General features: G+C 71.9%; 18 protein-coding genes, 1 pseudogene and 2 riboswitches. Of the genes and pseudogenes, 8 read left to right on the top strand and 11 right to left on the bottom strand.

Going from position 1 to position 21,904, the window contains the following annotated elements; translation table 11 throughout:
* Positions 1-29: 29 nt before the first annotated feature.
* The 5 genes from cobM to ACNTMW_RS23555 are packed head-to-tail and all read right to left on the bottom strand — an operon-like array spanning position 30 to position 5,419.
* Positions 30-830, bottom strand: a complete 801-nt coding sequence (cobM, locus tag ACNTMW_RS23575; RefSeq protein WP_426635949.1) for a precorrin-4 C(11)-methyltransferase — start codon at positions 828-830, stop codon at positions 30-32.
* On the bottom strand, positions 827-1,543 hold the full coding sequence (gene cobI / locus ACNTMW_RS23570) for a precorrin-2 C(20)-methyltransferase (protein ID WP_426635948.1): 717 nt from the start codon (positions 1,541-1,543) through the stop codon (positions 827-829). Before cobI ends, cobM begins: the two co-directional genes overlap by 4 nt.
* Complete coding sequence (locus ACNTMW_RS23565; protein ID WP_426635947.1) at positions 1,534-2,871, bottom strand: cobyrinic acid a,c-diamide synthase CobB; 1,338 nt, start codon at positions 2,869-2,871, stop codon at positions 1,534-1,536. Before ACNTMW_RS23565 ends, cobI begins: the two co-directional genes overlap by 10 nt.
* Positions 2,865-3,479 (bottom strand): cob(I)yrinic acid a,c-diamide adenosyltransferase, encoded by a 615-nt coding sequence (cobO, locus tag ACNTMW_RS23560; protein ID WP_426635946.1) that lies wholly within the window; start codon positions 3,477-3,479, stop codon positions 2,865-2,867. The genes ACNTMW_RS23565 and cobO overlap by 7 nt, the downstream gene beginning before the upstream one ends.
* Positions 3,479-5,419, bottom strand: a complete 1,941-nt coding sequence (locus ACNTMW_RS23555) for a VWA domain-containing protein (RefSeq protein WP_426635945.1) — start codon at positions 5,417-5,419, stop codon at positions 3,479-3,481. Before ACNTMW_RS23555 ends, cobO begins: the two co-directional genes overlap by 1 nt.
* Positions 5,420-5,500: 81 nt before the next feature.
* A riboswitch (cobalamin riboswitch) is annotated at positions 5,501-5,666 on the bottom strand.
* A gap of 209 nt (positions 5,667-5,875) precedes the next feature.
* Between ACNTMW_RS23555 and ACNTMW_RS23550 the strand changes: the two genes are divergently transcribed.
* The gene (locus ACNTMW_RS23550; protein WP_426635944.1) at positions 5,876-6,445 is read left to right on the top strand and encodes a hemerythrin domain-containing protein; all 570 of its coding nucleotides are present in this window, start codon (positions 5,876-5,878) and stop codon (positions 6,443-6,445) included.
* Positions 6,446-6,502: 57 nt separating this feature from the next.
* On the opposite strand, the gene ACNTMW_RS23545 is transcribed toward ACNTMW_RS23550, so the two are convergent.
* The 3 genes from ACNTMW_RS23545 to ACNTMW_RS23535 all read right to left on the bottom strand — a co-directional run bounded on the left by ACNTMW_RS23545 (position 6,503) and on the right by ACNTMW_RS23535 (position 11,919).
* Positions 6,503-7,030 carry a hypothetical protein gene (locus ACNTMW_RS23545; protein ID WP_426635943.1) on the bottom strand — a complete coding sequence of 176 codons (528 nt, stop codon included), beginning with the start codon at positions 7,028-7,030 and terminating at the stop codon, positions 6,503-6,505.
* A gap of 95 nt (positions 7,031-7,125) precedes the next feature.
* Positions 7,126-10,767 carry a cobaltochelatase subunit CobN gene (gene cobN, locus ACNTMW_RS23540; protein ID WP_426635942.1) on the bottom strand — a complete coding sequence of 1,214 codons (3,642 nt, stop codon included), beginning with the start codon at positions 10,765-10,767 and terminating at the stop codon, positions 7,126-7,128.
* Positions 10,768-10,843: 76 nt separating this feature from the next.
* Positions 10,844-11,020: riboswitch (cobalamin riboswitch) on the bottom strand.
* Positions 11,021-11,049: 29 nt separating this feature from the next.
* Positions 11,050-11,919, bottom strand: coding sequence for a YhjD/YihY/BrkB family envelope integrity protein (locus tag ACNTMW_RS23535; protein WP_426635941.1), 870 nt, complete (start codon positions 11,917-11,919; stop codon positions 11,050-11,052).
* A gap of 106 nt (positions 11,920-12,025) precedes the next feature.
* Between ACNTMW_RS23535 and ACNTMW_RS23530 the strand changes: the two genes are divergently transcribed.
* The gene (locus tag ACNTMW_RS23530) at positions 12,026-13,510 is read left to right on the top strand and encodes an MFS transporter (RefSeq protein WP_426635940.1); all 1,485 of its coding nucleotides are present in this window, start codon (positions 12,026-12,028) and stop codon (positions 13,508-13,510) included.
* An 87-nt stretch (positions 13,511-13,597) separates the two neighbouring features.
* Positions 13,598-13,771 (top strand): CsbD family protein, encoded by a 174-nt coding sequence (locus tag ACNTMW_RS23525; protein ID WP_426635939.1) that lies wholly within the window; start codon positions 13,598-13,600, stop codon positions 13,769-13,771.
* A 141-nt stretch (positions 13,772-13,912) separates the two neighbouring features.
* Here the strand turns inward: ACNTMW_RS23525 and ACNTMW_RS23520 are convergent, their stop codons facing one another.
* Entirely contained in the window at positions 13,913-15,514 is a 1,602-nt protein-coding gene (locus ACNTMW_RS23520; RefSeq protein ID WP_426635938.1) for a glycoside hydrolase family 13 protein, read from the bottom strand.
* A 192-nt stretch (positions 15,515-15,706) separates the two neighbouring features.
* On the opposite strand from ACNTMW_RS23520, the gene ACNTMW_RS23515 reads away from it, so the two are divergent.
* A complete protein-coding gene (locus tag ACNTMW_RS23515; RefSeq protein WP_426635937.1) occupies positions 15,707-17,374 on the top strand; it encodes a sodium:solute symporter family protein in 1,668 nt (555 codons plus the stop codon).
* A gap of 10 nt (positions 17,375-17,384) precedes the next feature.
* Complete coding sequence (locus ACNTMW_RS23510) at positions 17,385-17,654, top strand: hypothetical protein (RefSeq protein ID WP_426635936.1); 270 nt, start codon at positions 17,385-17,387, stop codon at positions 17,652-17,654.
* Between the two features lie 83 nt (positions 17,655-17,737).
* Here ACNTMW_RS23510 and ACNTMW_RS23505 read toward each other — a convergent pair.
* Positions 17,738-18,035: pseudogene (locus ACNTMW_RS23505) on the bottom strand (transposase); the annotation flags it as partial.
* Between the two features lie 720 nt (positions 18,036-18,755).
* On the opposite strand from ACNTMW_RS23505, the gene ACNTMW_RS23500 reads away from it, so the two are divergent.
* From ACNTMW_RS23500 to ACNTMW_RS23490, 3 genes are all read left to right on the top strand, one after another.
* Positions 18,756-19,250 (top strand): sigma-70 family RNA polymerase sigma factor, encoded by a 495-nt coding sequence (locus tag ACNTMW_RS23500; RefSeq protein WP_426635935.1) that lies wholly within the window; start codon positions 18,756-18,758, stop codon positions 19,248-19,250.
* Between the two features lie 86 nt (positions 19,251-19,336).
* Positions 19,337-20,290 (top strand): hypothetical protein, encoded by a 954-nt coding sequence (locus ACNTMW_RS23495; protein WP_426635934.1) that lies wholly within the window; start codon positions 19,337-19,339, stop codon positions 20,288-20,290.
* Between the two features lie 97 nt (positions 20,291-20,387).
* Positions 20,388-20,927 (top strand): hypothetical protein, encoded by a 540-nt coding sequence (locus ACNTMW_RS23490; RefSeq protein ID WP_426635933.1) that lies wholly within the window; start codon positions 20,388-20,390, stop codon positions 20,925-20,927.
* Positions 20,928-20,961: 34 nt separating this feature from the next.
* On the opposite strand, the gene ppk2 is transcribed toward ACNTMW_RS23490, so the two are convergent.
* Positions 20,962-21,885, bottom strand: coding sequence for a polyphosphate kinase 2 (ppk2, locus tag ACNTMW_RS23485; protein WP_426635932.1), 924 nt, complete (start codon positions 21,883-21,885; stop codon positions 20,962-20,964).
* Positions 21,886-21,904: the final 19 nt, after the last annotated feature.

Here is a 21,904-nt window from a genome sequence, read left to right as displayed (position 1 = left end):
CCGCCGCCGGATCGCCCAGCGCGGGGACGTCATCCACCGCTGGCCCGCAGCGCCTGACGTGCCGTCCGGTCGGCCCGCCGGTGCCCGTGGAAGTGCCCCGGGTGGTACAGGTGGCTGCGGGTGCCGTGCGCATCGAGCGCCGGGCCGACCAGGAACAGCGTGTGCTTCCACAGCTTGTGCGCGCGTACGGTCTCGGCCAGGGTACCGACGGTGCAGCGCAGCATCAGCTCGTCCGGCCAGGTCACCCGGTAGGCGACCACCACCGGGGTCTCGGGGGCGTACCCGCCGGCCTGCAGCTCCTCGGCGAGCTGCTTGGCGCGGGCGGCCGACAGGAACAGCGCCATGGTCGTACCGTGCCGGGCGAACTCCCGGACGCTCTCGCCGGCCGGCATCGGGGTCTTGCCGCCTTCGAGCCGGGTCAGGATGACCGACTGCGCCACCTCGGGGACGGTCAGCTCCCGCCGCACCGCCGCGGCGGCCGCCGAGAACGACGACACCCCGGGGATCACCTCGACCTCCAGGCCCAGCTCGGCGCAGCGGTCGAGCTGCTCCTGCATGGCGCCCCACAGCGCGGGGTCGCCGGAGTGCAGGCGTACCACGTGCAGATCCTCGGCCGCCGCCCGCTGGTAGATGTCCACCGTAGACTCCAGCGTCAGCTCGGCGGAGTCGACGATCTCGGCGCCGTCGCGGGCGTAGCCCAGGACGTCCGGGGAGACCAGGCTGGCCGCCCACACCACGACGTCAGCGCGCTCCAGCGCGCGGGCGCCGCGGACGGTGATCAGGTCGGCCGCGCCCGGACCGGCGCCGACAAACGTTGCCCTACCCGTCACAGCTTTCCTCCTCGGCTGGTGCGGCGCGCCGGCAGCAGCACGGTCGCCAGGTACGGGCCGGCACCGTCGACGTCGGACAGTGGCCGGACCCGCTCGTCGGGCAGGCCCAGGTGCTCGCCGTACACGGCGTCCCGGCCGGCCTCCTTCGCGATCTCGGCGATCTCGGGCAGGTGCCGACCGCCCTTGTAGACCACGACGGTGCCGTCGCCGGCCACCGCCTCCCGCAGCGGCTCGACCCCGCGGGCCAGCGGCAGCAGGGTCAGCGGCTCGGTGCCCTCGACCAGCGGGGTCCCCGACACGGCCGCCACCGCCTGCATCGCGGTGATCCCGGGGACCGTCTCGACCACCGTTTGCGGCAGCAGCTCCCGTACGGTCTGCGCGAGGTAGGCGAAGGTCGAGTACACGTTGGGGTCGCCGATCGTCGCGAACGCCGCCGTCCCGCCGGTCTCGCGCAGCCACTCCGCCACCCGCTCACCGGCGGCGTCCCAGTGCCGTTCCCGCCGCGCGGTGTCGCTGCGTTCATTGAGCGCGAACACGAGCCGCTCGATGCGCTCGTGCGAGGCGTGCGCGCGGACGGTCGCCTCCGCGCGGCCCGTGTCGTCGGCGGCGAGGACGGGTACGAAGACGCGGCCCGCCGTGGCGAGCACGCGCACCGCCTTGAGCGTGACAAGCTCCGGGTCGCCGGGGCCGACCCCGACCCCGATCAGGCGCATGCTTCCACCAGCCGTCGGGCGAATTCCGGGGCCGCGGCCCAGTGCAGGTGCAGGTACGACGCGTGGACGTTGCCGGTGACGAACCCCTCCGGCGGCGCGTCGCGCCAGGCCCAGGCGGGGGTGCCGTCGGCGGTCGGGGTGACGGCGGTGCGGTGGAACTCGTGCCCGGTGACGCGGGTACCGACCGGCGCGAGCCAGCTCGGCGACACCGCGACCGCGTCGCGATATCCCAGGGTGAGGCGAGGCGTCATCGCCGCGTCGGCGTCGACGACCCCGCACATCGGCGCACCGTCCAGGGTCCGGCACAGCCACAGCAGGCCGGCGCACTCGGCCGCGACCGGCGCGCCGGACGCCGCCAGGGCGGCCACGGACGCGCGCAGCGGCTCGTTGGCCGACAGTTCGGCCGCGTACACCTCGGGAAAGCCGCCACCGACGACGAGTCCCCGCGCGCCGTCGGGCAGGGCGGTGTCGTGCAGCGGGTCGAACAGGGCCACCTCGGCGCCCGCCCCGCGCAGCAGTTCGACGGTCTCGGCGTACCCGAAGCTGAACGCCGGGCCGCCGGCGACCGCGACCACCGGCCGGGGGCCGACCGGCGTACCGACCTGCGGCGACCACGGCTCGGCGGACAGCGCCGGCGCGGACCGCGCCACCGCGAACACCCGGTCCAGGTCGACCGACGCGGTGACGAGGTCGGCGAGCGCTTTCACCGAGGCGACCGCCTCCGCGCGGCGCTCCACCGCCGGTACCAGGCCGAGATGGCGCGACGGCGCGGCGACCGCCTCGTGCCGGTGCAGCGCGCCCAGCACCGGGGTGCCGATCTCCTCGCACGCGGCGCGCAGCAGGTCCTCGTGCCGGAACGAGCCGACCCGGTTGAGGATCACCCCGGCGATGCGGACGCCGTCGCCGAACGACCGGAAGCCGTGGACCAGCGCCGCCACCGAGCGGCCCTGCGCCGCCGCGTCGACGACCAGGATCACCGGCGCGTCCAGCAGCCCCGCGACCTCGGCGGTCGAGCCGTGGTCGCCGGCGCCGGTACGCCCGTCGTACAGGCCCATCACGCCCTCGACGACGGCCAGGTCGGCACCGGCGGCACCGTGCGCGAACAGCGGCCCGATCAGGTCTGTGCCGACCAGTACCGGGTCGAGGTTGCGGCCGGGCCGGCCGGCGGCCAGGGCGTGGTAGCCGGGGTCGATGTAGTCCGGGCCGACCTTGAACCCGGCCACGGACAGGCCGCGCGCCGCGAACGCCGCGAGCAGCCCGGTGGCGACCGTCGTCTTACCGTGCCCGGAGGCGGGCGCGGCGATGACGACCCGCGGGGTGGCTACCACTCGATGCCCTGCTGGCCCTTGCGCCCGGCGTCCATCGGGTGCTTGACCTTGCCCATCTCGGTGACCAGGTCGGCGGCCTCGACCAGCGCGGGCGCCGCGTGCCGGCCGGTGATCACGACGTGCTGGCTGCCCGGCCGGTTCCGCAGCGTCTCGACGACGTCGGCGACGTCGACCCAGCCCCACGTCATCGGGTACGTGAACTCGTCGAGCACGTAGAAGCGGTACCGCTCGGCGGCGAGGTCGCGCTTGACCTGGGCCCACCCCTCGGCGGCCTCGGCGGCATGATCCCGCTCGGTGCCCTCGCGCTGGATCCACGACCAGCCCTCGCCCATCTTGTGCCAGGTCACCGGCGCGCCGACGCCCTTGGCGGCGTACGCGTCGCCGAGCGCCCGGAACGCCGCCTCCTCGCCGACCCGCCACTTCTCGGACTTCACGAACTGGAAGACCGCGATCGGCCAGCCGGCGTTCCAGGCGCGCAGCGCCATGCCGAACGCGGCGGTGGACTTGCCCTTGCCGGTCCCGGTGTGCACGGCGAGCACCGGCTGGCGGCGCCGCTGGCGGGTGGTGAGGCCGTCGTCGGGTACGTTCTCCGGATTACCCTGCGGCATCAGGCGGCCCTCCTGATCGTGGTGGCGTCGAGCGCGTCGAGTGGGATGTGGCCGGCGTCCAGCGCGCTGGCCAGGCGTTTCGCCAGGCCGAGGCGGACCGGGCCGGATTCGCAGTCGACCACGACAGCGGCCGTACCGGCCAGCGCCGGCGCGACGGTCAGCGGGTCGGCGCCCGCGGTGGCCCGGCCGTCGGTGACGACGACCAGCAGCGGGCGGCGGTGCGGGTCGCGCCGGCGTTCGGCGGCCAGGGTCCGTACCGCCGCCCGCAGGCCCTCCGCGAGCGGGGTACGGCCGCCGGTGCGCAGGTCGGCCAGCTTCGCCACGCCCACCTCGTGGCTGGTGGTCGGCTCCAGCACGGCTTGTGCCCCGGCCCCCCGGAACGTGATCATGCCGATCTTGTCGCGCCGCTGGTACGCGTCGCGCAGCAGCGACAGCACGGCCGTCTTCACGGTGCGCATCCGGGCTCGTGCGGCCATCGAGCCGGACGCGTCGACCACGAACAGCACCAGGTTGGCCTCGCGGCCGACGTGTACCGCCTCGCGCAGGTCCGTCGCCTGGACGCGGCGTGATCCGCGGGCGGCGGCGGCCCGTACCGACGCCGGCAGGTGCACGCTGGCCAGCCGGCCGGCCGGCAGCCGGGAGCCGACGACCCGACCGGTGCGGGCGTACGCGGCAGACCGCCGGCCGGTCGGGCCGGCGGCGCCACGGCCGGGTACCCGCAGCGCCTGCGGCCGGTACGCCGCACCGACCGGGGCCGGCTGGCGGGTCGGACGCGACGACCCGGACCCGTCGGCGTCGGCGTCGGCGTGACCGTCGGGGCCGGCCTCGTCGCGGTCGGACCGGTCGTCGGGGCCGCGGTCGGAATCGGGGCCACCGTCCGGGCCATCGCCCGGACCGCCGTCGCCCGGCGGCGGGTCGTCGTCGGGGTCCGGGCGGTTGTCGGCCAGGACCTCTTCGAGTCGCTGCTCGTCGGTGCCGGGCGGGTCCAGCGGGTCGCGGCGGCGGCGGTGTGGCAGCGCCAGCCGGGCGGCGTCGGCCACGTCCGCCGGGGTGACCTCGTCGCGGCCGTGCCAGGCGGCGAGCGCGGTGGCCGCACGCGCGACGACGATGTCCGCGCGCAACCCGTCCACCCCGTACGCGAGGCAGATCCGGGCGATGCGGTCGAGTTCGGCGTCGGGCAGTCGGACCTTGGGCAGCCGGTCCCGCGCGGCGACGATGCGCGCGGCGAGGGCGGCGTCCTCGCCGGCCCACCGGGCGGCGAAGCCCGCCGGGTCGGCCTCGTACGCCAGCCGCCGACGTACCACCTCGGCGCGCATGCCCGGGTCGTCGGGCGCGGCGACGGAGACCACCAGGCCGAACCGGTCGACCAGTTGCGGCCGGGGCTCGCCCTCCTCCGGGTTCATCGTGCCGACCAACAGGAAGCGGGCCGCGTGCTGTACCGAAACGCCGTCGCGCTCGACGTGGGCGCGGCCCATGGCGGCGGCGTCGAGCAGCAGGTCGACCAGGTGGTCGGGCAGCAGGTTGACCTCGTCGACGTAGAGCACGCCCCGGTGGGCCGCGGCCAGCAGGCCAGGCTCGTACGCCTTGACGCCGTCGCCGAGCGCGCGCTGCAGGTCGAGCGCGCCGACCACCCGGTCCTCGGTGGCACCCACCGGCAGTTCGACCAGTCGGGACCGCCGCCGGATGCCCGCGGGGTCGAGGTGCGGCCCGTCCGGGCAGGACGCGTCGGGCGTCGCCGGGTCGCAGGCGAACCGGCAGCCGTCGACGACGTCGACCTCGGGCAGCAGGCTGGCGAGGGCCCGCACGATCGTCGACTTGGCGGTGCCCTTCTCGCCGCGGACGAGCACGCCGCCGACGGCCGGCGACACGGCCGTGAGCAGCAGCGCCAGGCGCAGGTCGGCGAGGCCGACGACGGCGGCGAACGGGTACGGCGGGATCATCCGCCGCTCAGGCGCGTAGGCATGCGCAAGTCCCTTCCGCGGGTGTCCACGCCCGCGTGTCGGTGTTCCACGAACGGCTGGAGTCTCCTGGCTCCCGGATCGGCGCGTACGACAACTCCGGGTCGGCGCTCGACCCGGAGCGGTCGCCCCCTCGGCCTTCCCGCCGCAGATGCGGCCGTGGCGCGTCGGTGAGGGTTCGCTCCCCGGTAACAGTGGCGGGACCGCCCCGGATTCGCACCGGGTTCCTCCACTGCCGTTCTGGTGGTCATGCTGTCCCACCGGCCGGGTCCGCGTCAACGTGACAGGCCCCATGATCGCCTGTCCGGTGGCGGTCCGCCCGGCGCGGGCGGCCACCGGCCGGGTCCCCGCACGGCGGGCGGTACGGATGGCATGAGCGGCGCGGATCGGGGAAGGTCTCCGGCGTCCGCACCGATCGCGACGTGAGGAGTCGGATCCATGACCACGACGCGGGAAAAGGACGTGGTGGAGCTGCTGGTCGACCAGCACAACCAGATCAAGACGATGTTCGCCGAGATGGAGACGGCCAAGGGCGACCGTAAGCGCGAGGTGTTCGAGGATCTGGTACGGCTGCTGGCGGTCCACGAGACGGCGGAAGAAGAGGTCGTCCACCCCGTCGCCCGGCGCAAGATCGCCAACGGCAAGCAGGTCGTCGACGAGCGGCTGCACGAGGAGGACCAGGCCAAGCGCATGCTGGCCGAACTGTACGACCTGGGTATCGACAAGCCGGAGTTCGACATCAGGTTCCGGGCGGCGAAGGACTCGATCATCGCCCACGCCGAGCGCGAGGAGCGTGACGAGTTCTCGGGCCTGCGCCAGACGGTCGACGCCGACCAGCTGCGGCGGATGGCGGACGCGGTGAAGGCGGCCGAGCGGACGGCGCCGACCCGCCCGCACCCGAACGCCCCGGAGTCCGCGGTCGGCAACCTCCTGGCCGGGCCGCCGTTGGCCGTGTTCGACCGGGTCCGGGACTCGATGCGCGAGTACGCCAAGACGCACAAGGGCTGACCGCCACGGGCGGCCGCCGGAACCGACCGGAGGCGGTGGCCTGAACCGGCCGGACGGTCAGGCCGCCGCCGCGGGGCCGGCGGCGCGCAGGCGGGCGAGCAGCTGGTCGCGGTGCAGCCGCGCCACCGGGTCCAGCAGGTCCGGGTGGCGCAGCAGCGCCGACGCGTAGCGGTCGCGGTCGTCGGGGGCGGTGAGGCGGCGGAAGTCGCAGTACAGCCCGGCCATGTGGTCGCTGCCGCCGACCGCGGCCACCGCGGCGGCGGCCAGGTCGGCGTCGGCCAGCAGGCAGGCGGCCCAGCTCGCCACGACCTCGTCGACCCAGGTACGCCAGGCGTACTCGGTGTCGGAACGCTCCGTGGCGTCCGCCCCGACCAGCCAGTCCAGCCGGTCCGCCCCACCCGGGCCGACGACGCCGAGCAGGGCGGCGTCCATCACGGTCGGGTACCGCAGCCAGGCCGCCACGGTCGCCGCCTGGCGCGCCTGTACCTCGGCGAGCGCGGCGCTGAACGTCCCTCCGGGCGCCGGGTAGGCGCGGACCAGCCACTGTGCGGTAGCCGCGATGACGGAGGAGAGGTTCGCTGGCACGTCGGGTTACTCACTCTCGGTACTGACCAGACTACGGCCGCGCCACCGTACCCGTCGCAAGCGGGGCCCGACAACGAGCGGGGTCCGGCAGCGGGTCAGGAGTCCTCCAGGTCACCCTCCACCGCGAGGTACGCCGCGCGCAGCTCGTCCAGGGTTTCCTGCCGCGGTTCGGCCCACAACCCCCGATCAGCCGCTTCGAGCAGTCGTTCGGTGATGCCGCGCAGCGCCCACGGGTTGGACTTCTCCAGGAAGTCACGCACGCCTCTGTCGGCCACGTACGCCGCGGCGAGCTGCTCGTACATCCAGTCGTCGACCACACCCGCGGTGGCGTCGTAGCCGAACAGGTAGTCCACGGTCGCGGCCAGCTCGAACGCGCCCTTGTACCCGTGCCGGCGCATCGCCTCGATCCACCGCGGGTTGACCACCCGGGCCCGGAACACCCGCTTGGTCTCCTCCGCGAGGGTCCGGGTCTTCACCTGCTCGGGGCGGTGCGAGTCGCCGATGTACGCGGCCGGGTCGCTGCCGCGCAGGCTGCGGACCATCGCGACCATTCCGCCGTGGTACTGGAAGTAGTCGTCGGAGTCGGCGATGTCGTGCTCGCGGGTGTCGACGTTCTTGGCCGCGACCGACATCCGCCGGTAGACGGTCTCGAGATCGTCGCGGGCGGCCCGCCCGTCCAGGCCCCGGCCGTACGCGTAGCCACCCCACACCGCGTACACCTCGGCCAGGTCCGCGTCGTCGCGCCAGTTCCGGGCGTCGATCAGCGGCAGCAGGCCGGCCCCGTACGCGCCGGGTTTGGAGCCGAAGATCCGGGTGGTGGCCCGCCGCCAGTCGCCGTGCGTGTCCGCGTCCGCCACCGCGTGCGCCCGGACGAAGTTCTGATCCGCCGGTTCGTCGAGGGCCGCCACGGCCGCGACCGCATCGTCGAGCAGCCCGACGACGTGCGGGAAGGCGTCCCGGAAGAAGCCGGAGATGCGCACGGTCACGTCGACCCGGGGCCGGCCCAGCTCGGCCAGCGGTACCACCTCGAAGCCGGTGACCCGGCGGGAGGCGTCGTCCCAGGTGGGCCGGCAGCCCAGCAGGGCCAGGACTTCGGCGATGTCGTCGCCCTGGGTACGCATGGCGGACGTACCCCACACGGTGAGGCCGACCAGTGCCGGCCACTCGCCGGTGTCCGCGCGGTGGCGCTCCAGCAGCGAGTCCGCGAGCGCCCGGCCGACCTCCCAGGCGTTGCGCGACGGGATCGCCTTCGGGTCGACCGAGTAGAAGTTGCGCCCGGTCGGCAGCACGTTGACCAGGCCGCGGGTCGGCGAGCCGGACGGGCCGGCCGGGACGTACCCGCCGTCGAGGGCGTGCAGGACGCTGCCGATCTCACCGGTGGTGGCGTCGAGGCGGGGTACCACCTCGGTGGCGGCGAACCGCAGCACGCCCTCCACCTGCGGCACGGGGCCACCGAGGACCTCGGCGACGACGGCGGGCACGGAGTCGGCCGCCCAGCCGAGCGTCTCGCAGCCCACGACCAGTTTGCGGGCGAGGTCCTCCAGCCGGTCGACGAGGTCGGCCGCGCTGGTCGCGGGCCCGTCGACGACCTCGGTGAGCGCCGGCGGGGTCGCCGCCGGCGCGATCCCGGCCAGCAGGTCGGCCTCGGACAGCCCGAGGTGCGTCGCCAGGGCGGCGCGCAGACCGGGGTGGGCATGCCGGCCGCCCCACACCTGCCGCGCCCGCAGGACCGCCAGGACCAGGTTGACCCGCGCCTCGGCCTGCGGCGCGGCGCCCAGGACGTGCAGGCCGTCGCGGATCTGGGAGTCCTTGATCTCGCACAGGTACCCGTCGACGTGCAGAATGAAGTCGTCGAAGTCGTCCTCACCGGGCATCTCGGACTGGTGCAGGTCGTGGTGGAGCTGGGCGGCCTGGATCAGCGTCCAGACCTGGGCCCGCACCGCCGGCAGCTTCGCCGGGTCCAGCGCCTGCACGGTCGCGTACTCGTCGAGCAGCTGCTCCAGCTTCGCCAGGTCGCCGTACGTGTCGGCGCGGGCCATCGGGGGCACCAGGTGGTCGACGATGGTGGCGTGCCCCCGACGCTTGGCCTGGGTGCCCTCCCCCGGGTCGTTGACGATGAACGGGTACACCAGCGGCAGGTCGCCGAGTACGGCGTCCGGGGCGCAGGCGGCGGACAGGCCGAGCCCCTTGCCGGGCAGCCACTCGAGGGTGCCGTGCTTGCCCAGGTGCACGACGGCGTCGACGTTGCCGGCCAGCCACCGGTACGCGGCGAGGTAGTGGTGTGAGGGCGGCAGGTCAGGGTCGTGGTAGATCGCGATCGGGTTCTCACCGAAGCCGCGCGGCGGCTGGATCATCAGCGTCACGTTTTGAAATTGCAGTCCGGCCAGCACTATTGCCTTATCGGGTCCGTCGCCGTCGACGTACAGCTCGCCCGGCGGCTCGCCCCACGCGTCCAGCATGTCGGCGCGCAGCGACTCCGGCAGCGCGTCGAACCAGCCCCGGTAGTCGGACAACGGAACCCGGATCGGCGCCGCCGCCAACTGGTCCTCGGTCAGCCACTCCACGTCGTGGCCACCGGCCGCGATCAGCGAGTGGATCAGCGCGTCGCCGTCTTGAGGGAACTCGCCCACGGCGTACCCGGCCGCGCGCAGCGCCCGTAGCAGGGAGACCGCCGAGGCGGGGGTGTCCAGGCCGACCGCGTTGCCGACGCGCGAGTGCTTCGTCGGGTACGACGACAGCACGATCGCCAGCCGCTTGTCGCGGTTGTCGACGCGCCGAAGCCGGGCGTACGCCAGCGCGATGCCGGCCACCCGCGCGGCGCGCTCCGGGTCGGCGAGGTACACCGGGATACCGTCCGGGCCGGCCTCCTTGAACGAGAACGGCACCGTGATCAGTCGGCCGTCGAACTCCGGGATCGCCACCTGCATCGCCGCGTCCATCGGGCTCAGCGCGGCGTCGGAGCCGGCCCACTGGGCGCGGCTCGACGTGAGGCAGAGCCCCTGGAGCACCGGTACGTCCAGCGCCGCGAGCGCCTCCACCGACCAGGCGTCGGAGTCGCCGCCCGCACTCGCGTCGGCGGCCGTGGTGCCACCCGCCGCGAGCACCGTCACCACCAGCGCGTCGCAGCGCCCCAGCAGTTCGGCGAGGCCGTCGTCGACCGCGCGCAGCGACGACGCGAAGATCGGCAGCGCGTTGGCGCCCTGCTCCTCGATCGCGGCCGCGAGGGTGTCGACGAACGCGGTGTTGCCGGCGAGAGCGTGTGCCCGGTAGAACACGACCCCGACGGTCGGCCGGTCGGGCCGTTGGTCGTGGGTGCCGTGCACACCGTAGGCCGGCGCCGGCGCGGGTGCCGCGAACCCCTCGCCGGTGAGCAGCACCGTGTCGGACAGGAACCGGTACAGCTCGCGCAGGTTGTCCGGGCCACCCTCGACCAGGTAGCGCTGCGCGTCTCCGACCACGCCGGTGGCCGCGGTCGACAGCGCGGTCAGCTCGGCGTCCGGGGTGGCCTCACCACCGAGCGCCACCACCGGCAGCCCGGCACGCCGCACCTCGTCCAGACCCTCGGGCCAGGTACGCCGGCCGCCGAGCAGCCGGACCACGGCGAGCGCCGCGCCGTCGAGCAGGCCGGGCACGTCCGCGGGATCGAGCCGGGTCGGATTGGCCACCCGCCAGTCGGCGCCGCTGGCCCGGGCCGCGAGCAGGTCGGTGTCGGCGGTGGAAAGCAGGACGAACGTCATGAGAGGCAACTCCCGTCGGGGTCCGCGCCCCGGTCGCAGGGTCGTAGGTGGGGACTTCTCGTCCCCCGGCGGCCGGAGTCTCCTGGCTCCCGGATCGACACGTACGACTGCTCTGGCTCGGCGCTCGACGCTGCGCAGCGCCCCAGAGCAGTCGCCCCTCCGCCTTCCCACCGGCGTGTGCCGGCCGTGGCATGGGTGAGGGTCGCTCCCCGGTGACAGTGGCGGGACCGCCCCGGATTCGCACCGGGTTCCTCCACTGCCGCCGTCGCGGATGCTACGGCATCACGGATCGCCCGGCGGCGCCGATCCACTGCCGGGTGACGGGTGCGGGGCGACGAGCCGGCCCAGTTGCCGCGTGAACACGTACCCGACCAGGACGACGACGTGGAGCACGTACAGCCACAGCGCGACGGCGACGACCGCGCCCACGGCGGCGAACCCGCCGAACGGCAGCCCCAGGTTCAGCGGCAGCGACCAGAACAGCACGAAGCCGTGCAGGAAGCCGGACAGGTTAGCCGCCGCGAACGACCCGCCGGCGGTGGCCGCCGGCCAGGGCGGGCGCGCCGGGCCGACGAACCGGTACACCCAGATCACCACCGGGCTGAGTGCGAGCCACACGCCCAGGAACGACACCACCACCGCCGCGACGCTGGCCAGGCCGCCCCGGCCGAGCAGCCCGGCCGCCCAGGGCAGCGCCAGCAGCAGCGCCAGCAGCAGCCCGGGGCCCGCGGCGAGCAGCGGCAGCACGAGCAGCCGGCCGCGCCACCCGATGGCCCGCTCCCGCCGCGCCGCGGCACCGCCGGCCAGCGACACCAGTGAGCGGCGCAGCCCCTCGCCGTACAGGGTGGCGGGCAGCAGCGCCGCCACCGCCTGGGCGGCGGACAGGTGCAGTCCGGCCGTCACCAGCCTCGTGGCGGCAAGGTTCGCGCCCAGTTCGGCCGGGAACGCGGCAGCCACCCGACCGGCGCGCGCCGCCAACCGGTCGGTGCCCACGATCGCCGCGGCCAGCCGCAGGGTGAGCAGGCTGACGGGTACCACGGCGATCCCGCCGTAGAACGTGGTGGCCGCGGCGTGCAGCGCCAGGTCACGGCCGCGCAGCGCGCCGACGACCCTGCCGATCAGCCGGCGCGGCACGGCGCGCAGCGTCCCCACGTCCCCTCCAGATATTGTTTTGTGCCGATCGGTAGTTAATGGTCGTTAAGGTGTCGAGTTTGGGCAGTCAGCGGCATGGGCAAGACCGCTGACACGGAGGTGCCCAATGACCAGTTCCCCACAAACAGTCCGCAGCGACGTACCGGCCCGTATCGACCGGCTGCCCTGGGCGCGGTTCCACTGGCTGGTGGTCGTCGCCCTCGGCGTGGCCTGGGTGCTCGACGGCCTGGAGATCCAGATGGCGGCGTCGATCGCCTCGGTACTCAAGGACCAGAACACCCTCCACCTGACCGCGGGCGAGGTCGGCCTGACCGCCTCGGTCTACCTGCTCGGCGAGGTGGTCGGCGCGCTGGTGTTCGGGCGGCTGTCCGACCGGCTGGGCCGGCGCAACCTGTTCCTGGTCACCCTGGGCATCTACCTGGTTTTCAACGGCCTGTCCGGGTTCGCCTGGAACCTGTGGTCGTTCCTGGCGATGCGGTTCATCGCCGGCATGGGCATCGGCGGCGAGTACACCGCGATCAACTCGGCCATCGACGAACTGATCCCGGCGCGCTACCGGGGCCGGGTCGACATCGCGATCAACGGCACGTACTGGCTGGGTGCCATGATCGGCGCCGCGTCCCAACTGGTCCTACTCAACCCGGACATCCTGCCCAAGGACCTCGGCTGGCGGATGAGCCTGTTCGTCGGCCCGGTCATCGGCCTGGCGATCTGGCAGCTGCGCAAGCACGTCCCGGAGAGCCCGCGGTGGCTGCTCACCCACGGCCGCGCCGAGGAGGCCGAGCGGACGGTCGCCCGGATCGAGGAGCACGTCCGCGCCGACGGCAAGGAGCTGACCGCGCTGAGCGAGGACGCCACCATCGAGGTGAAGCCGACCGACACCGTGACATACCGGCAGATCGCCCGCGTCATGCTGCGCGAGTACCCGAGCCGGTCGGTACTGGGTTTCGCAATGCTGGTGACCCAGTCGTTCCTGTACAACGCGATCTTCTTCACGTACGGGCTGGTCCTGTCGGGCTTCTACCACATCCCCGACCAGCGCATCCCGTGGTACTTCTTCCCGTTCGCGCTCGGTAACCTGGCCGGCCCGCTGCTGCTCGGCCGCCTGTTCGACACGGTGGGCCGCAAGCCGATGATCGCCGGCACCTACCTGGTGTCCGCGGCGATCCTGGCGATCAGCGGGTACCTGTTCTGGATCGGCGCGCTCAACGCGGTCACCCAGACGATCCTGTGGTGCGTCGTATTCTTCATCGCCTCCGCCGGCGCGTCCAGCGCGTACCTGACCGTCAGCGAGATCTTCCCGATCGAACTGCGGGCGCAGGCGATCTCGTTCTTCTTCGCGGTCGCGCAGTTCTTCGGCGGCGTCGTCGCCCCCTGGATGTTCGCCCGCCTCATCGGCGACGCCAAGGACCCGACGCCGCTGTTCATCGGGTACCTCGTCGGCGCCGGCCTGATGGCCGTCGGCGGCCTGGTCGCGCTGTTCTACGCGGTACCGGCCCACGGCCGCTCGCTGGAGCACGTGGCCAAGCCGCTGTCGGTGGTGTCGCGGACGCCGTCGATCGACGGTACGCGCCGGGCCGCGACAGCCTGACGGAAGCCGCGCCGGGCCGGCGGTGTGATTGAGGTTGTCGGCCGGCGGGTAAGTAACCGGTAGTCCGCTAGGGACCTGGAGGTTGACATGGGCTACGACGACAAGCTGGAAAACCAGTCCGAGAACCTTGCCGGCAAGGTCAAGGAGGGCGTCGGCAAGGCGACCGACGACGAGAGCCTCGAGGCCGAAGGCAAGGGCGACCAGTTCAAGGCCAACATCAAGCAGGCCGGCGAGAAGATCAAGGACGCTTTCAAGCGCTGACCGGATCTTCCACCGAATGCGGCGGGGGCGCCCGGAGATCTCCGGGCGCCCCCTTGCCACAACGTCCGGGACGTTGTGGTCTCGGGCCACCCCGATGACCACAACGTCCCGGACGTTGTGGTCACCAGGGGCAAGTCACGGTCAGACGAGCGCCCACACCGCCGTGTCGACCGGCACCCGGCCGTCGCCGTCGAGTTCGCCGCTGGCCAGCAGGACCCGCGCCCCGGCCGGCAACACCACCGGTTCGTCGCCCAGGTTCGCCACCACCATGACCTCGCCGTTACGGAAGGCCACCACGTCCGGGCCGGCGCCGTCGTCCCAGGTCACGTCCCCGGCGCCGAGCCCGTGCGCCCGGCGCAGCCGCAGCGCCTCCCGGTACACCTCGTAGGTCGACCCCGCGACCCCGCGCTGGCGGCCGAGCGCGTACCGGTCCCAGACCGGCGGCTGGGGCAGCCAGCTCGCCGTCCCCGGGCCGAAGCCGTACGACGGGCCACCCGGCTCCCACGGGACCGGCACCCGGCAGCCGTCCCGGCCGCGCACCTTGTGGCTGGACCGCTCCCAGGTAGGGTCCTGGCGCACCTCGTCGGGCAGCGTGGTGTGCTCGGGCAGGCCCAGCTCCTCCCCCTGGTACAGGTAGGCCACGCCGGGCAGCGCGAGCATCAGCGTCGTCGCGGCGCGGGCCCGGCGCAGGCCGAGCTGCTCGTCCGGCTGCGGGTCGTCCGCGCCGATGCCGACCCGGTCGTTGTTGGTCCGCGGGTAGCCGAACCGGCTGGGATGGCGGACCACGTCGTGGTTGGACAGCACCCAGGTGGTGGGCGCGCCGACGGCCCGACAGACCGCCAGGGACGAGTCGACCACCGCGCGGATCTCGGCGGGCGACCACGGCGTCAGCAGGTACGCGAAGTTGAACGCCTGGTGCATCTCGTCGGGCCGCACGTAGCGGGCCATCCGCTCGACCGGGTCCACCCACGCCTCGGCGACCAGGATCCGCTCACCGGGGTACCCGTCGAGGATGCGCCGCCAGTCGCGGTAGATGTCGTGCACGCCCTCCTGGTCCCACATCGGCTGGTCGCCGTCGCGCAGCGCGGGCGGCGGCGGGGTCACCGCGTCGCTGGGTGCCTGCCACCGCTTGACCAGGCCGTGCGCCACGTCGACCCGGAAGCCGTCGACGCCCCGGTCGAGCCAGAACCGCAGCACGTCCGCGAACTCCGCGCGGACCTGCGGGTTGTCCCAGTTGAGGTCGGGCTGGCGCACGTCGAACAGGTGCAGGTACCACTGGCCGTCCGGCACCTGGGTCCACGCGGAGCCGCCGAAGACGCTGTCCCAGTCGTTGGGCTCGTCGCGGAACACGTACCGGTCGCGTTCCGGGCTGCCCGGGCCGGCCGCGAGCGCCGCCGTGAACCAGGGGTGCTCGTCGGAGGTGTGGTTGGGCACCAGATCGACGATCACCCGCAGGCCGAGGGTGTGCGCGCGGGCGACCAGCGCGTCGAAGTCGGCGAGGGTACCGAACAGCGGATCGACGTCGCGGTAGTCGGAGACGTCGTACCCGGCGTCGGCCTGCGGCGACGGGTAGAACGGTGACAGCCACACCGCATCGACGCCCAGATCGGCGAGGTGGTCCAGGCGCGCGGTGATACCCGGCAGATCACCCAGGCCGTCGCCGCCGGAGTCGGCGAACGAACGAGGGTAGATCTGGTAGATCACGGCGTCGCGCCACCAGGGGGTACTCAGCTCGGTAGTCACAGAAAGGCGACGATAGCCGACCCGGCGTCGCCACGGCCGGCGGAGTGACCGCCGTACCGGTGGGCGGAGCGGCCACCGACGCGGTGGCGGAGCGGCCGGGCGGATCGTGATCCATTTGAGGCGGTTGAATATCCCCCGTTGGGGGAACACCTCCGTTCGACCGGGATCTCTACCCCGGTGACGGGAGGAACGGTGGACACCCTTGCGCAGAGCGGACTGCGCCTCGACCTGAACATTCTCGATTACCTGCTTCTCGCGTTGTACTTCACCACCGTCCTCGGGGTGGGGTTCGCGGTACGGCGGGCCATCTCCACGAGCGCGGACTTCTTCCTCTCCGGCCGGGCGCTACCGGCCTGGGTGACGGGTCTGGCGTTCGTATCGGCCAACCTCGGGGCGATCGAGATCCTCGGCATGGCGGCCAACGGCGCCCAGTACGGCATGATGACGGTGCACTACTACTGGATCGGCGCGGTGCCGGCCATGGTGTTCCTGGGCATCGTGATGATGCCGTTCTACTACGGCTCCAAGGTGCACAGCGTCCCCGAGTACCTGCGGCGGCGCTTCAACGCACCGGCCCACCTGCTCAACGCGATCTCGTTCGCGGTCGCCCAGGTCCTCATCGCCGGCGTCAACCTGTACGCCCTGGCGCTGGTCATGCAGGCGCTCGTCGGGTGGCCGCTGTGGCTGTCGATCATCGTCGCGGCCGCGTTCGTGCTGGTGTACATCACCCTCGGCGGACTGTCCTCGGCGATCTACAACGAGGTGCTGCAGTTCTTCGTGATCCTCGCCGGCCTGGTGCCCATCACGGTGCTCGGCCTGATCAAGGTCGGTGGCCTGTCCGGCCTGTTCGAGAGCGTCCGACACTCCCCGCTCGGAGACGCCGGCCTGCACAGCTGGGCCGGTACCGGGAGCGCACACAACCCGCTGGGTGCCAGCTGGATCGGCATCGTGTTCGGGCTGGGCTTCGTGCTGTCGTTCGGCTACTGGACGACCAACTTCGCTGAGGTGCAGCGGGCACTCTCGGCCCGCAACATGACCGCCGCCCGGCTCACGCCGATCATCGGGGCGTACCCGAAGCTGCTCATCCCGGCGGTGACCGTCATCCCCGGCCTGGTCGCGCTGGTGACCGTGAAGGGCCTCGGCACGAAGACCGGCGACCTGCAGTACAACAACGCCATCCCACTGCTCATGCGCGACCTGCTGCCCAACGGGGTACTCGGCATCGCGGTGACCGGCCTGATGGCCTCGTTCATGGCCGGCATGGCGGCCAACGTGAGCGGCTTCAACACCGTCTTCACGTACGACATCTGGCAGCCGTACGTCCGCCGCGGCCGCGACGACGCGTACTACCTGCGCACCGGGCGGATCATCACGGTCGTCGGCGTCGTCATCGGCATCGGCACCGCGTTCATCGCCGCCGGGTTCAGCAACATCATGAACTACATCCAGGCGCTGTTCGCCGTGTTCAACGCACCCCTGTTCGCCACGTTCATCCTCGGCATGTTCTGGCGCCGGATGACCGCGTGGGCCGGCTTCTGGGGGCTGCTGGCCGGTACCGTCGCCGCGGTCGCCAACTACGTGCTGTACCGGGCCGGCGTCCTGCACTACGGCTCCGACCTCGACCAGAGCTTCTGGGGCGCGGGTATCGCGTTCGTGACCGTCATGGTCGTTTCGACGATCGTCACGCTGTTCACCACGCCCAAGAAGGTGGATGACCTGCGCGGGCTGGTGTACGGCGTGGACCGGGTCGACCTGACCGCCGACATGGACGCCGCCGACCGCGTCTGGTACCGCAACCCGCTCCTGCTCGGCGGCGTCGCCGTGGTCCTGGCCGCCGCACTGTACGTACCGTTCCTGTGAGGGGTTAGTGATGGCTGACGACAACACCGACGAGCCGATTCCCACCAGCAAGGCGCGGCTGTTCGACGTGCGCCGGGTCATCGGGGGACTGTTCGTCCTGTACGGGCTGATCGTCACGGTCGTCGGGCTGTTCGACAGCCCGGCCGAGATCCGCAAGGCCGCCGGGGTCCGGATCAACCTGTGGACCGGCCTGGCCATGCTCGCGCTCGGCGCCGGGTTCCTGATCTGGATGCGGCTGCGCCCCTTGAAGCTGGGTAGCCCCGGCCCCGAGGACTCCTGAGCCCGGTCCCGGCGCCGCCCCGGCCGGCTCCCGTGAGCCTGAAGCGTGGTAATCCTGGATTTGCGGGGGCCGTTTTGCTATGTGGGTGATCGCCCGCCACGGCTGCCCTTGGCGGCCCGGCGGGCGATCTGGTCGCACCGTTCGGGAATGGCGTGGCGGATGCCGCGCCCGGCGGGTGGACTCGTGGGCATAGCCCTTGTCGGCGATCAGCAGGTCCGGCCGATTGCGTGGGCGGCCCGGACCAGCGGCCTTGACGCGGATGGCGTCCAGCAGTGGCAGCAGCTGCGGGTTGTCGCCGGACTGGCCCGGGGTGAGCAGGACCGCCAACGGCCGGTCCCGCCCGTCGACAGCCAGGTGGATCTTTGTGCTCAGCCCGCACCTCCATCAACTCGACCAGCAACTCCCCCACCCCGGCCGGTACCGCCGGTGTCGTGGCATCCCTCGCCATGGGCGCGAGACTGGCCTCCGCCACATACGCGGCCACCGCCATCCGCCCCGACGCGGCCACCGCCAGCACGTCCGCGTACTCAGCATCGTTGAGGTACGCGGTGACCTTGTGCTGCCGCGGCGTCGGCGAATGCCGCCGCCGGCGAGCCCGCACCGCGCTCGTCACGACCGCGCCGACCCCTCTGTTGCTCGACCACATCGTCCCTTCTGGAGCGCACGCGACCGGCCCGGATAGGGCTCTCTCTTTGCGATGGGGCCGTTCCAGCTACGCCAGCGGGCACGGCCTGGTGCTCGCCGACGAGAGTCCCAGCGAGTGCCGGGCGCATCAGGGTGATCGAGGCGGTCAGTCGTCGCCGGCGGTTGACGCGTCAGGAGACTCCCCGAGCGTGGATCCCTTGGCCGCCCTCCGGCGACTGTCGCGCCGCATGGCTCGCGGTACTGCGACGGAAACGCCGAGGGGTCGCGCCCAGCCACGTTCCGCTGGCGCCGAACCGACTGCCCAAGGGCGCAAATACGTCAACAAGAGCCGCTATATAGATATAGTTCTATATGGTCTCCCGGCCTGAACGGCGCGGGTTTCCAGACGTACACAACGTGGCGGCCCCCGTGCGCTGCATCGGAGGGGCGCCGATTACGCGGGGAACGGGGCAGCCGATGAAGAACGATGTAGACGAGGTGGGGTTCGAGGCATTCGTCCAGACGATCCGACGATGGTTGCGTCGGGAGGCTTACGGCATTTGTGGAGATTGGTACGAGGCTGACGACCTTGTTCAAGTGGCGCTCTACAAAGTGCACCAGCGCTGGGACCAACTAGACCGGCATGCGGAGCTGGGGGCGTACGCCCGACGTGTCGTGGTTCATAGCTTCCTGACCGAGCGTCGTCGATCACGCTGGCGGCACGAGGTGGCGACGCTCGTCGCGACCGACGACGTCCCGACTCCGAACTCGTACAACGCCGTCGACGATCGTGCGCTGCTGCTGCCTGCACTGCGACGGTTGGGCTCGCGTCAGCGTGCCGTCGTGACGCTGCGCTTCCTCGGCGACCTCAGCGTCGAGCAGACGGCACGTCTGCTGGGGTGCTCGCCGAGGACCGTGACCAGCCAGACGGTACGGGCACTCCAGACACTGCGTCACGATTTGCAAAACTGACCGCTACCCCACGTGCAGCATCCATCTCCCGCTGCCGCGTGTACGCGGCGACCCCATCAGGAGTGCTACACGGGAGGCACTATTCAATGAGGTTCCATCGCGCACTCATCGTCGTCGCCGCCGCTTTGCTGGCCGGTCCGACGCTGGCGGGAGGCACGGCACAGGCCGCTCCTCCCGCCAAGGGGAAGGCCTGGAGTCCGGCTCTGATCTCCACCGAGCGGCTGTACGACGGCTCGGCCGTTCGCCTGCGCTACACAGACGGCATCACCGTCGTCGCCCCCACCGGCGCACAAGTGATCTTCAAAGACTCTGGGGCCTCGACCACCGCAGCTGACGGTCGGCGCATCTACGACCGCGCCGTACAGGTCCTAGACCCGCACGCCGTCAGCAGGTCCTCGGCCACCGCCGCAGCCGCTGCGTACGCGGCGGCTGGCCGCAGTGTCTACGCCGACGCGATCGCCGCCGGGTTCAGCCCGGACGAGGCCCGGCGACAGGCACAACCCGAGGGCGTCGTCGCCATGGACGAGCCGCCGATCGCGAGCTCCGGCTGCGTCTACAGCGAGACCAACTACCCGGACCCCGACTACGAATGGTCCGGCTGCTACAAGCTGTACAACGTGTCAGCGTCAGACAGTTCGGCCTGGTATGCGATGGGCTCTGGGACGGCACACGGCTGGGGTACTGGTGTGCTGGGCGGCAAGGAACTCCAGAAGGGTTACACCCAGGTCTCCTGGTCGGGCAATGGTGCTCAGATCATCGAGGCCTCACCGAGCCGCAACGAGTCCGGTGGCAACTGCGCCAACTTTACCGTCGCCCTGTCCCACATCTTCGGGCTTGAGTACCAGGTGCCGCTCTGTAGCGACGGCTGGTCCGTGACGTGGAACGGGACGCTCCACAAGGTGGAATGGCACGGCCACAGCGCCGGCGGCCCGTCCGACCAACGTTCCGCTACGGGTGCCAGCACCGTAAAACTGCCTCTGAGTACCCCCCAGGTGTGGATGAACTACCAGATTGGCTGGGAGTACGCCTGCTTCTGCTGATGCATCACCTTCGTTCCCGCTGCGGCCATTGGCCGCAGCGGGAACGAAGGAACGAGGACATACTGGAGACATGCGTCTACGCATCATCATGGTCGTCGTGGCCGGGCTGCTCGCTGTGCAGGGCTGTGCCGGCAAGCCGCCTGCCCGTGTGGAACATCCCCCGACCGTGGGCGGGCCGGTGGTACTGGACGCACGCGTACCCGGCTGGGAAACCTCCGCCTGGCTGGCCGAAGACGCGTTCTGCGTACGCGCGGCCCGTGCCGGCGGCGAGCACGTGGACCGCCAGGAGAACGAATTCATTTTCTGCGATCCGGCACCATCGGCGCTGAAGACCGTCGGCCCGCCGCTGCTACCCGCCAAACCGACGCCCTACATCGCACCCCTGGACCCACAGCAGCGGGAAGTCATCCTGGTCGGAACCGTGCGGGGCACCGCCGCCAGCGTCGCGGTCACCATGCTCGACCAGACCGCCACGGCCACCGTACATCCGCTGCCCGCGACCGGCGGTCGCCAGATCGGCGCATACGCGGTCTGGCTACCCCGTCACGCTTCCGGACGTAACGGTATGGACCTCTCCGACATCACCGCCATCGTCGCCCGCGATGACGCAGGAAACGTCGTCGCCCAACTGACGTGACCTCACCTTCAGGATCACGGGAAGGCGGCCGGGGTCAGAGCCGGACCTGGAGGCTTGTGGCCTGTTCGCCCTCCTCGAAGATCTGCGAGGCGCGCCCGACGATCCGCGGGTCCGGCGTACCCGCCACCTCAGGGTCCTTGCCCGTGTAGTCGAACTGGTCGAGCACGAAGCGCATGGCCTCGACCCGGGCCCGCTTCTTGTCGTTGCTCTTCACGATCGTCCACGGCGCGTCGGCGGTGTCGGTGTAGAAGAGCATCGCCTCCTTGGCCTCGGTGTAGTCGTCCCACTTGTCCAGCGAGGCGAGATCCATCGGGGACAGCTTCCACTGCCGGACCGGGTCGACCTGGCGGATCGTGAACCGGGTGCGCTGCTCGCTACGGGACACCGAGAACCAGAACTTCACCAGGTGGATGCCCGAGCGCACCAGCATCCGTTCCAGTTCCGGGGCCTGGCGCATGAACTCCAGGTACTCGGTACGCGACGTCAGCTCCATCACCCGTTCCACGCCGGCCCGGTTGTACCAGGACCGGTCGAAGAGCACGATCTCTCCGGCGGCCGGCAGGTGGGCGATGTAGCGCTGGAAGTACCACTGGGTACGCTCGCGCTCGCTCGGTTTCTCCAGCGCCACGACCCGCGCGCCGCGCGGGTTCAGGTGCTCCATGAACCGTTTGATCGTGCCGCCCTTGCCGGCCGCGTCACGCCCTTCGAACAGGATGACCAGCTTCTCCCCCGAATCCTTGATCCACCGCTGGAGCTTGAGCAGCTCGATCTGCAGCAGGCGCTTGTCGCGGTCGTACTCGGAGCGCTCCATCCGTTCCCGGTACGGGTACCCCTCGCGCCACGTCTCGACCGGCTTGCCATCCTTGGTGAGCAGCACCGGATCGTCGTCACCGTCATCGACGACCGTATAGTCACCGAGCCGCACAAGGTCCCGCGTGTAGTCGGGTGCTTCCCTCACGCCCTCCATACGGGTGACG

It is taken from the genome of Planosporangium spinosum (assembly GCF_049999945.1).
Classification (GTDB): domain Bacteria; phylum Actinomycetota; class Actinomycetes; order Mycobacteriales; family Micromonosporaceae; genus Planosporangium; species Planosporangium spinosum.
Note: the sequence above shows the minus strand (reverse complement) of the source record. Positions and strands in the feature narration are given on the sequence as shown.

Coding starts and splice junctions, on each gene's coding strand:
- cobI (WP_426635948.1), bottom strand. CDS start 1,543: ATGCGCCTGATCGGGGTCGGGGTCGGCCCCGGCGACCCGGAGCTTGTC.
- cobO (WP_426635946.1), bottom strand. CDS start 3,479: ATGCCGCAGGGTAATCCGGAGAACGTACCCGACGACGGCCTCACCACC.
- ACNTMW_RS23555 (WP_426635945.1), bottom strand. CDS start 5,419: ATGATCCCGCCGTACCCGTTCGCCGCCGTCGTCGGCCTCGCCGACCTG.
- ACNTMW_RS23550 (WP_426635944.1), top strand. CDS start 5,876: ATGACCACGACGCGGGAAAAGGACGTGGTGGAGCTGCTGGTCGACCAG.
- cobN (WP_426635942.1), bottom strand. CDS start 10,767: ATGACGTTCGTCCTGCTTTCCACCGCCGACACCGACCTGCTCGCGGCC.
- ACNTMW_RS23530 (WP_426635940.1), top strand. CDS start 12,026: ATGACCAGTTCCCCACAAACAGTCCGCAGCGACGTACCGGCCCGTATC.
- ACNTMW_RS23525 (WP_426635939.1), top strand. CDS start 13,598: ATGGGCTACGACGACAAGCTGGAAAACCAGTCCGAGAACCTTGCCGGC.
- ACNTMW_RS23510 (WP_426635936.1), top strand. CDS start 17,385: ATGGCTGACGACAACACCGACGAGCCGATTCCCACCAGCAAGGCGCGG.
- ACNTMW_RS23500 (WP_426635935.1), top strand. CDS start 18,756: ATGAAGAACGATGTAGACGAGGTGGGGTTCGAGGCATTCGTCCAGACG.
- ACNTMW_RS23495 (WP_426635934.1), top strand. CDS start 19,337: ATGAGGTTCCATCGCGCACTCATCGTCGTCGCCGCCGCTTTGCTGGCC.